At 61.4% G+C, this 9,007-nt stretch carries 9 protein-coding genes and 1 rRNA gene; 4 read left to right on the forward strand and 6 right to left on the reverse strand.

What is annotated here, in order from left to right:
• Positions 1 to 40: 40 nt before the first annotated feature.
• The 4 genes from GCT13_RS30850 to GCT13_RS30865 all read right to left on the reverse strand — a co-directional run bounded on the left by GCT13_RS30850 (position 41) and on the right by GCT13_RS30865 (position 4,033).
• Positions 41 to 334 (reverse strand): hypothetical protein, encoded by a 294-nt coding sequence (locus GCT13_RS30850; protein ID WP_152764585.1) that lies wholly within the window; start codon positions 332 to 334, stop codon positions 41 to 43.
• A 151-nt stretch (positions 335 to 485) separates the two neighbouring features.
• Positions 486 to 1,469 carry an acrylyl-CoA reductase (NADPH) gene (gene acuI / locus GCT13_RS30855; protein ID WP_321574736.1) on the reverse strand — a complete coding sequence of 328 codons (984 nt, stop codon included), beginning with the start codon at positions 1,467 to 1,469 and terminating at the stop codon, positions 486 to 488.
• A 246-nt stretch (positions 1,470 to 1,715) separates the two neighbouring features.
• The gene (locus tag GCT13_RS30860; RefSeq protein WP_152764589.1) at positions 1,716 to 2,279 is read right to left on the reverse strand and encodes a hypothetical protein; all 564 of its coding nucleotides are present in this window, start codon (positions 2,277 to 2,279) and stop codon (positions 1,716 to 1,718) included.
• Positions 2,280 to 2,500: 221 nt separating this feature from the next.
• Positions 2,501 to 4,033 carry a PQQ-binding-like beta-propeller repeat protein gene (locus tag GCT13_RS30865; protein WP_227747093.1) on the reverse strand — a complete coding sequence of 511 codons (1,533 nt, stop codon included), beginning with the start codon at positions 4,031 to 4,033 and terminating at the stop codon, positions 2,501 to 2,503.
• On the opposite strand from GCT13_RS30865, the gene GCT13_RS49635 reads away from it, so the two are divergent.
• Positions 4,032 to 4,313 (forward strand): hypothetical protein, encoded by a 282-nt coding sequence (locus GCT13_RS49635; RefSeq protein WP_227747094.1) that lies wholly within the window; start codon positions 4,032 to 4,034, stop codon positions 4,311 to 4,313. The two genes, GCT13_RS30865 and GCT13_RS49635, sit on opposite strands and share 2 nt — an antisense overlap.
• A gap of 231 nt (positions 4,314 to 4,544) precedes the next feature.
• On the opposite strand, the gene GCT13_RS30870 is transcribed toward GCT13_RS49635, so the two are convergent.
• Entirely contained in the window at positions 4,545 to 5,579 is a 1,035-nt protein-coding gene (locus GCT13_RS30870; protein WP_152764593.1) for a hypothetical protein, read from the reverse strand.
• 256 nt (positions 5,580 to 5,835) lie between these two features.
• Here GCT13_RS30870 and GCT13_RS30875 point away from each other — a divergent pair, with 256 nt between their 5' ends.
• The gene (locus GCT13_RS30875; protein ID WP_152764595.1) at positions 5,836 to 6,087 is read left to right on the forward strand and encodes a hypothetical protein; all 252 of its coding nucleotides are present in this window, start codon (positions 5,836 to 5,838) and stop codon (positions 6,085 to 6,087) included.
• Between the two features lie 210 nt (positions 6,088 to 6,297).
• On the opposite strand, the gene GCT13_RS49640 is transcribed toward GCT13_RS30875, so the two are convergent.
• On the reverse strand, positions 6,298 to 6,816 hold the full coding sequence (locus GCT13_RS49640) for a hypothetical protein (protein ID WP_227747095.1): 519 nt from the start codon (positions 6,814 to 6,816) through the stop codon (positions 6,298 to 6,300).
• On the opposite strand from GCT13_RS49640, the gene GCT13_RS30880 reads away from it, so the two are divergent.
• Positions 6,815 to 8,482, forward strand: coding sequence for a glycoside hydrolase family protein (locus GCT13_RS30880; protein WP_227747096.1), 1,668 nt, complete (start codon positions 6,815 to 6,817; stop codon positions 8,480 to 8,482). The genes GCT13_RS49640 and GCT13_RS30880 overlap by 2 nt on opposite strands.
• 449 nt (positions 8,483 to 8,931) lie before the next feature.
• Positions 8,932 to 9,007 (forward strand): 16S ribosomal RNA (locus GCT13_RS30885); the annotation flags it as partial.

The following is a 9,007-nucleotide window of genomic DNA, read 5'->3' on the forward strand; positions in this document are numbered from 1 at the left end:
CGAGCGAGGCGGCAGCGCATTACGTGTTTAGCGTGCGCGATCAGTAGCCTCCCCAGCGCTCGCGTTGATGCTCGCGCCATTCGTGCTCGCGCCACGCTTGATGGCGACGCCATTCATGTTCGCGCCACTCGCGCTCGCGCCATGCACGACGCGCGCGCCAGTCGTCATCGACATAGCCGACTGCGACGGGGGCGGGCGCAGCGTACATGGGTTGAGCCGGCACGACCACGCCCGGCACGCCCAGGCCGACGGCCACATCGACATGCGCGGAAGCGGCCGCCGAAGCCGCCAGCATCGTCAGACCGATAGCTGCACCTAGCATCACCTTCTTCATTGTTTGCTCCCTGCGCATGGTTGCGCGTGACTGAGTACGGCTTCAGTCTAGGGGCGCAGGGACGACACAGGTGCTACAGCGCTGCGAGAAAGGTAACGTCGGGTTACAGCACGCCTTCGTTCTCGCGCATGATTCGGGCATGACTCACGCACTATCGGTTGACGTCGACCACGAGGCGCCCGCGCACCTTGCCGTCGAGCACATCGGGCGCGGCCGCGAGTGCTTCGTCGAGCCCGATCTGCTTGACCACCGATGCAAGGCGTTCGGGGTTCAGGTCCTGCGCGATGCGTTGCCATGCGTCGACGCGGCGCGCGCGCGGCGCCATCACGCTGTCGATGCCCGCCAGCGTCACGCCGCGCAGAATGAAGGGCGCGACGGACGCGGGGAAGTCCATGCCTTGCGCAAGCCCGCATGCCGCGACGATGCCGCCATACGCGGTGCCGGCACACGCATTCGCGAGCGTGTGACTGCCGACGGCATCGATCGCCGCAACCCAGCGTTCCTTCGCGAGCGGCTTGCCGGGCGAGGACAACTCCGCGCGATCGATGATCTCCTGCGCGCCCAGTTCATGCAGATAGGCCGCTTCGTTCGGCCGGCCCGTCGACGCGATCACCTGATAGCCTCGCTTCGCGAGCAGCATGATCGCGACGCTGCCGACACCACCCGCCGCGCCCGTGACGAGCACCTTGCCCTGGTCGGGCGTTACGCCGTGACGTTCGAGCGCGAGTACGCACAGCATCGCGGTGTAGCCTGCCGTGCCGACGGCCATCGCATCGCGCGAGGTCAGCGGTGCGGGCGTGCGCACGAGCCAGTCGCCATTCACGCGCGCGCGTTGTGCGAGACCGCCCCAATGTTTTTCGCCGACACCGTAGCCGTTCAGGATCACCTGGTCGCCGGCTTTCCAGTACGCATGCTCGCTCGATTCGACGACGCCCGCGAAGTCGATGCCCGGCACCATCGGAAAGCTGCGCACGACGGGCGAGCGCCCCGTGATCGCAAGCGCGTCCTTGTAGTTGAGCGTCGACCATTCGACGCGCACGGTCACATCGCCAGCAGGCAGATTCGCTTCGTCGATGGTCATGACGGACGCGCGGCTGCCGCTGTCCTGCTTCTCGATCAATATCCCTTTCATGATTCCGTCCGTTGAGTTCGCGTGTTATCGGGTGGGTAATAAGTCTAGGCCAATGCCGGTTTTTTAACCTGGCGCCCCGATACCACGCGCGCGTCGCATGGTTCACCGATGCGTAGAGCGCTGCAGCAGAGAGATGCAATGGATGGTCCTGTCGATGGGGAAATGCGAACGGCACGCATGCGTTGTGCGCGCATGCGTGCCGTTTGCGTTTCGTCGAATCGATGTAGCCGCGCCGTCTGTGTCGGCACGCTAGCGCGTGTAGTAGCCGCGCTGCTGCATGCACTTCGAGTAAGCGGCCCAATAGCGAACCATCGGCGGTTCGGGCGGCGGTGGTGGCGGCATCTCGGCCAGCGACGGCGATGCCGGCATCGGCGTGCTGGCGCCCGATGCGGCTTCTGCGCCGGATGCCGCTGCGGCGCCCGATGCGCCCGACGCCGCCGCGACCGTCGTGGCGGGCGTGCCGCTTGCGGCCGTCGCGCCGCTCGCAACGACGGGCGCGGACGCGGCCGAAGCGGCGACCGCCGCGGATGCGCCCGATGCCCCCATGGCGGCAGGCAGAGGCGGATTGACGGGCGCAGGCGCAACGATGGGACGCGGCGCTGTCTGCGCCGCCTGGTTGGGCGGCGGCGGACGTTGCGACTCATGCGCCATGTTCACGTGCGTCGTCTTGTTTGCGTCTGCGTAACACAGAGCCGAATCGATGGTCTGTTGTCCCGGGCTCTGACTGCGTCCGGGAACGGTCATCGGCTGCTGCGCGACGGATGCGCTACTGATGAACAGCAGCGCGATTGCTGCATGGGTGAAGCGTCTCATGGGCTAGCGGACTCCCTGGCGAAGTATTGATCTTGTCGGCGCGGATTCGCCGCGCGAAACGCGCGCGAAGCCACGTTGTGAGCCATGGCAAACGGCCGTCAGGCCATCGCAAGCCGGAAGGTTGCTATTCCAGCATATCGCGTTGCAGCGGCGAGGCACGCCAGAAGCACGCCATTCGTCGCCAATTTCCGTGCTGCAACGCGGTGGACGTCACAGTGTGATCATTGTCGCAGCCCGAACACGGCGACGCCGTTCGTCGCGCCGACATAGACCTTGCCGCGCGAGATCATCGGCGTGATGAACTTGTTGCCTGCGCCCCACTGGTCGCGCGTGCCGGCCTGATTACTGTTATAGAGCTCGCGGGCGAGATTGGTTGCGTCGTATGCGTGCAGCGCGCCCGTGGTGCCGTTTTCGGCGGCCCACAGGATGCCGTTCGACGTTCCGTTCGCCGAGATCGCCGGGACGGTGCCCGGATAGGCGAATGCCGTCGGGCTCTTCGACGCGGCAGTCGCCGCGAGCATCGCATTCGTGATGGGCAGCGCCTTGATGCTGTCGTTCAAGCCGCCGTAGTACACGGTGCCGTTGAAATAGGCAGGCGAGCCCCATATGCCGCCCGCCAGCGTGCCCGTGAGCACCTGCCAGATGTTATTCGACGTGGGACTGAACTTGCCCATCGAGTCGCGATCGACGACATAGATCTTGTTGTCCTTGCCTGCCGCCACGGCGAGATGCTTGACGGTGCCGTCGGCGGTCTTCTGGTCGGGCAGCAGCATTGCGCCGCCAGAGCCGAAGTCGTTGTCGTTGTTCGCGAGTTGCACGACGTCGAGCGGCGCGAAGTAGTCGGTGACTTTGAGCGGGCTCGTCGAGAGCTTCATGAACGAGTCGCCGAAGTTGCTGTCGGCGGGGAATCCGTTCGCGTCGAGCGTCGTGCCGAACGTGCCGTTGCCGTCGACCACATAGATCGATGCGCCATCCGATGCCATGCCGGAACCGGCCATCCAGACCGAGCCCTGATGGCCGTTCGGCGCGATGTTGACGACACCCGTCTGCTTCAGGGTGTCGGCGCTGTAGCTCATGATCCAGCCTGTGTACGGGCCGGACATGCAGTGCGCCGTCCACCCCATATAGATGTTCCCGTTGACGAGGGTGAGCGCCGCGCGCTCGGTATGCAGCGACGGATCGAACGTGAGCACGCCGTTCACACTGTTGCCGCCTGTGCCGGGATAGGTCGCGGCGATTTCGCCCGGGCCGCCGAACAGCTCCGCGCCATTGGCGAGGTCGAGTGCATGCAGGCGATGATGGATGCCGCCGCTCGCATCCTTCGTCATCGCGACGGCATACAGCGCGCCGTGCGGTCCGCGATTGCGATCGATGACGGGCGTCGACGTAATGCCGATTTCGGGCGTGATGTCGCCGCAGCCGCGATCGTCGCTGGGTGTTTCGTTCGCGCCCGTCAACGACACTTGCCACAGCAGTGCCTGGTTGTCCGCGTCATATGCATAGATGCTGTTGTGTTCGCTGACGACATAGATCACGTTGTGAGTCGTTCCGTTGATCGACAGGCTCGTCACCGACAACGGTTGACCGTCGACCTTGCCATCGGCCGCGAGAAACGCGACTTTGCCGAACAACGCCGAATTGACGTTGGACAGCGTGAGTGTCGTTTCGGCGAGCATTTGCCCGGTGCGCGCGAGATCGTTGTGATGCGTCAGCACGTCGGTGGCGAGCGCGACGGTGGACGATGACGGAGTCATGGTGCCCGTCGTGTTGTTGCCCGAGCCGGGGGCAGAGCCGGATGTGCCGTTGCCTGAACCCGATGCTGATCCGGAGCCGGAATCCGAGCTTGAACCTGCACCCGAGCCAGAGCCTGAGCCCGGGCTTGAACCTGATCCCGAACTGCCGGTTGTGCTGGAATTGTTCGTGCTGTCGCCATTTGATGAGCCATTGCCGCACGCGGTGAAGAGGAGAGCGAGTGTCAACGCGGCTGTGGTCTTGCCAAGGCCGCTGAGCGTGCAGGGCGTTTGCGATGAATGACGGCGCGCGTGATCTCGCGATACTGAATGCAATGGCTGCATGCCAATCTCCTCGCGCCCGGATGAGCGCCCCCACACAGTGGCATGGCGCGCTCTTCTTCTTCGCGGCGCGGCCAATCTTTCCATGTTAAGAACGTCGGCGCGGGAGGGGACGACATCGCTTCGTCCATTTCCGCCAGATGTGTGCAATTGTTTGTCGACTGCGCCGATGAGCGGCCGCGCTCGACAAGATCTAGTGCTGGCGAAAGAGCTGTCTGTTGTCGCTGACGGGAGGCACGGCGGGACCAATATCGGGCTGCACATAGGCCTGCACGGCAGGAGGAGGTGCCGTGTGCGGCACGGGCGCGGCGGGCGCCTTTGCCGCGACGCTTCGCACGGCGGCAGTGTGAGGCTTGACGTCCTGCTGTGGCGCTGCGGTCGTTGTCTTGACGGGCTTGCGCGAGCTTTGTGCCGTCGTCTCGACACACGGCGAGGGTGCTCCGCACTCGGAGTTAGCTGGCTTAGCTGGTTTCGCATTCGCCTTGTGATCGTGCGGTGTTGTTGTTGCGACGACGCGTGTGCGCGTTGGCTCGGTGTTTGCAACCTGACGCGCGCGCGGCGCAGGTTGAGGCAACGGAGGTGCAAGCGGCTTCGCGGTGATCTGGCTGGCCGATGTTTTGTTGGAGGCGGGCGGCGCTGATCGGGATGGCAGGCTCGGCGCGCTGCTTGCGACCGTGCCGCCATGCGCGTTGGCGGGCGGGGTGGCGGCCGTGCCGGCAATCGCGGCAGCGTCCGCGACATCGAGACTGCGCAGCGCTTCGATCTGCTCGCGCAGGGTACGCGCGAGTTCCTGGGTGCGTTCTCCGATCGTCGGTCGATCGTGATGTGAAGCTGCCCGCAGTTCATTCTGGCTCACGATGCGGCGCAAACGGCTTTGCATGGCGTCGCGTTGCGTCAACGTAACGTATGTCCCGAACGCAATCGCAAAGCCGAGCAGCACAACGGCTGCGCCGGCGCTCAGACTCCAGTCCGGCGTTCCCACTGACGCCGGGGCAGCGAGGCGGCGCGGCCTCGGCGCGATACGCCGGAAGAGCGGCGACGGCGTGGAGTTCAGGGAACGCGCCTCGTCGGGTGACGACGGTGTGGGAATGTCAGGCGCTGAAGCGTCGAGGGGAAATAGCAGGTCGAGTGGCCGCGCAGGAAGGTCGCGCTTCACCACAAGATTTGTCTCCGGCGTCTTGTCGCATTGCTCGTGCGGCATCGCAGGACGCTTGCGAATCGTGTCCATGGTGGACTCCCATGCCGGCATTGCAGACGGCATCGCACATTCTTCTCGTTGGCAACCATTGTGTGCAGGACGTGGCCACGTTACGGCGCGATGCATCTCTCGCGTGATCGCAATGGTCTGTGAGCAATATGTGTCAGCTTGATCAATAGGTCAATGAAAGTACGCAATTGGTTTCAAAAAATGTTGTTTGTGCGTGAAGGAATGAATTCATGCAGTCATCGCGATGAAATGCGCGGCTTTCTGCAGCGGAATAGATGTGAAGATTAAGATGACTAAATCGGCGAATGGAAATCCAGGAGAAATGAAGTGTCGAGGTGATGTTCGAACTTTAAAAAATAAAAAACAATTGGCGATTAAATCGGCTAGTGCTTTTGCGCCAATGGCGGCTCCCGTTCATAGGTGCCTGAAAGTGTTGGGTAAATTCGACCGCATCTCTTTCGTAACGAAAGTGCACATTAATATGTCCTTTATCGCGGCGTTGACGCATGCGGGCAAATTGACGCTATAAATCTTCATGCGTTACAAAGTGTTACCCGGTTTCGGCAGACGTAAACGCTTCCATTCGGTAGCATTCGGCCTTGCAAAATGGAGTCCAATGTCCCAATGATTTTGTGTGACGATTGATGGGCATGATGGATGGACGTTTTGGCTTGAATGCCACGCGGTATTCCCGTTCGTAATACCTGATCGTCCGCAATAACCGGATTCCGTCTTGCAGTTACATCTGGTTGCAATCGGTTGAGCACGGCCTCACTCGCGCGGAATGCTGCGGCGGGCATGCAGGAAATGCGTCGCTCGAAATTACCGGCAACGCGTCGCACCTGTTAGTCGGCGAAGTAAGAACGACTCGGCGTGCAAGAAAGCCAACCTTGAAATCCAGCGTCTGAATTCGGGCATTTTTGCCAGGCGTTTTCGGACGGATTTCGATTGCCCATTCGCACTTCATGAAAGTCAATTCCCTTCTTGTTTTCTCTTCAATAGCAATTCTTCTCGCGGGCTGTGGCGGCGGTGGCGGCGGCAACGACGCGACTTCCACGAACGCATCTTCCACAAGCGCGGGCTCCACGAGTGCATCGACAAACAGTGTTTCCCAGCAGCCGGGAGCGTCCGCGGCCAACGCGACTGTGAACGGCAATACGGCAGGGAGCATCGGTTGCGCGTCGCCCGTAAAGGCGGGCGCAGCAGCGGGCAGCACGCAGATTTCCGCGGACACGCCGAGCAGCGACGGCACGCGCATGTTCGCGTCGGGAGCTAGCTTTCCGCTCGCATTCACGACGAACGCGGGCAATGCGGATACCCTCAACTGGTCGATTGCCGATACGACGGGCCGGGTCGCGGCAAGCGGTAGCTTCGATGTGCCGGGCGGCGCGTCGCAAACGACACTCACATGCAAGTCGACGCTTGCGGGTTATTTCGCGGTGTCTGCAAGCCTGAAGACGGCGGGTGGTGCTCTGCCGCAAGCGGGTACGCGTCCCACGGGCATTGCAACGTTTGGCGTGGTTTCCGACCTGTCGAGCGTCGTGCCCGCCGTCACCTATACGAAGCAGGAGCAGCACCGCTTCGGCATGCAGGGCGAGAACGATCGCGCGGCGGTGCTTGCTGGCCTCGGCATCACGCAAACGATCGATGACCGCCAGATGTCGACGATGGAGCCGAACGGTCCGAATACCTTCAATCCGTCGGCCAGCAACCTCGATTCGTTCTATACGACGGGCAACGTGATGCGCCTCATCCGTCTCGATGGTCTGCCGGGCTGGGCATCTACGACGGGTGCATTCCAGGACTTCACGACGTTGCCGAAGGACATGTCGTATCTGCAGAACTACATGAGCCGTGTCGGCACCGAATCGAACACGATCCGGCAGAAGTACTTCCCGAAGCAGTCTGCGAATTTCTATCAGGTGACGTGGGAGCCAAATCAGTTCTGGACAGACACGGATGCCAATTTCGTGTCGCTGTACCAGTCGGTCTATCAGGGCATTCACTCGACCGACCCAAACGCATTCGTAATGGGGCCGACGGATGCGTTCCCGAGTCTCACGAACGAGCGGCTGCAACGTATTGCGTCGCTTGGATTTGGCAAGTACATCGACGGTGTCGCGACGCACGGCTACTACGATGCGGGCACTTCTCCTTCGCATCCGCCTGAACGTCTCGCGACCGATCCTGATCCGGCAACTGCCGCGAACGCGCTGAACAACTCGATACGCACGCTGCGAACGACGATGCTCAACCACTACCGCTCGGGCATGAAGCTATATCAGACGGAAGTCGGCATCAGCTATGACCTCGGTTCGTCATACAGCGCGAACTATCCGACGGGTAACGTTCTGTTTGCGCAGGGCGCAGTGGTGGCACGCACGCACATCATCCTGCTCGGCGAAGGCGCGGACGTTTCGTACGTGTTCTACGGTGCGGACTATCCGGATGAAGTGGGATACGGCACGTTCTTCGATCTGTCGAATGCTCAAGGCTCATTTGGTGCGACCAACATCAGTCCGAAGCCGGCTGCCATGGTGATGAGCGCGATGACGCGTGTTCTCGATGGCACCGATACGCTCGGTCCGGTTAAGAACACGCCGTCGGGTGTCTATGCGTACTCGTTTCAGCAGGTCAACAATGGTTCGGTAATCACCGCTTTGTGGACGCACAACAATAACGTGTGGAATGCGAGTGCCGGCTTCAGTTCGACCTATAGCGTTGCGTACAACCTCGTGGTGGATGCGCCGGGTACGAGCGGTACGGTCAAGTTAATCGACATGATGGGCAACCCGATGACCATGAACTACACGGACGGCACGTTGAAGCTGAATCTCACGGAAGCACCTGTCTATGTAGTGTCGAACAATGTGAGTGTCCTTAAGAGCAACGTGAATCCGCCGCCGGGTTACGTCGGCTCCTGATTGATGCCGTGTATGCAGGCGGTCCGCTTTGGCCTGCTTGCAGTGTCGGCAGTACATGTGAAAAACGCGCGGTTGTCCCGCGCAGTTTTCGTCTGCGTTTCGCGAATTAGAGGAGAGTGCGTGTGCGTAAGAAAGTGGCGCCGCAATTTTTTTAAGGCACCCGCGAAATAAGTTCTTGACAGGCCCTATGGGCCCCCGCATAATTCGGCCTCTCCAAACGACGGGGGCGCGAAAAAGCAGCAGCTTTTAGCGATGTTCTTTAAAAACTAACAGCCGACAGGTGTGGGTGCTCGATGACGGCGCGCGGTGGTTCTCAGGAGCTGCCGAAGGCAAAAGTAATCGAGACTCACACAGAAAGAAATTGAGGAAGGTTTGAGAAATCGAACCATCAGTCAGTGATTTTGAGTGAGCGACCGGGTTCGAGAGAGCCCGAAAACAGTAACAGGTTTGAACTGAAGAGTTTGATCCTGGCTCAGATTGAACGCTGGCGGCATGCCTTACACATGCAAGTCGGACGGCAGCGCG

This window comes from Paraburkholderia franconis, from assembly GCF_009362735.1.
GTDB lineage: Bacteria > Pseudomonadota > Gammaproteobacteria > Burkholderiales > Burkholderiaceae > Paraburkholderia > Paraburkholderia franconis.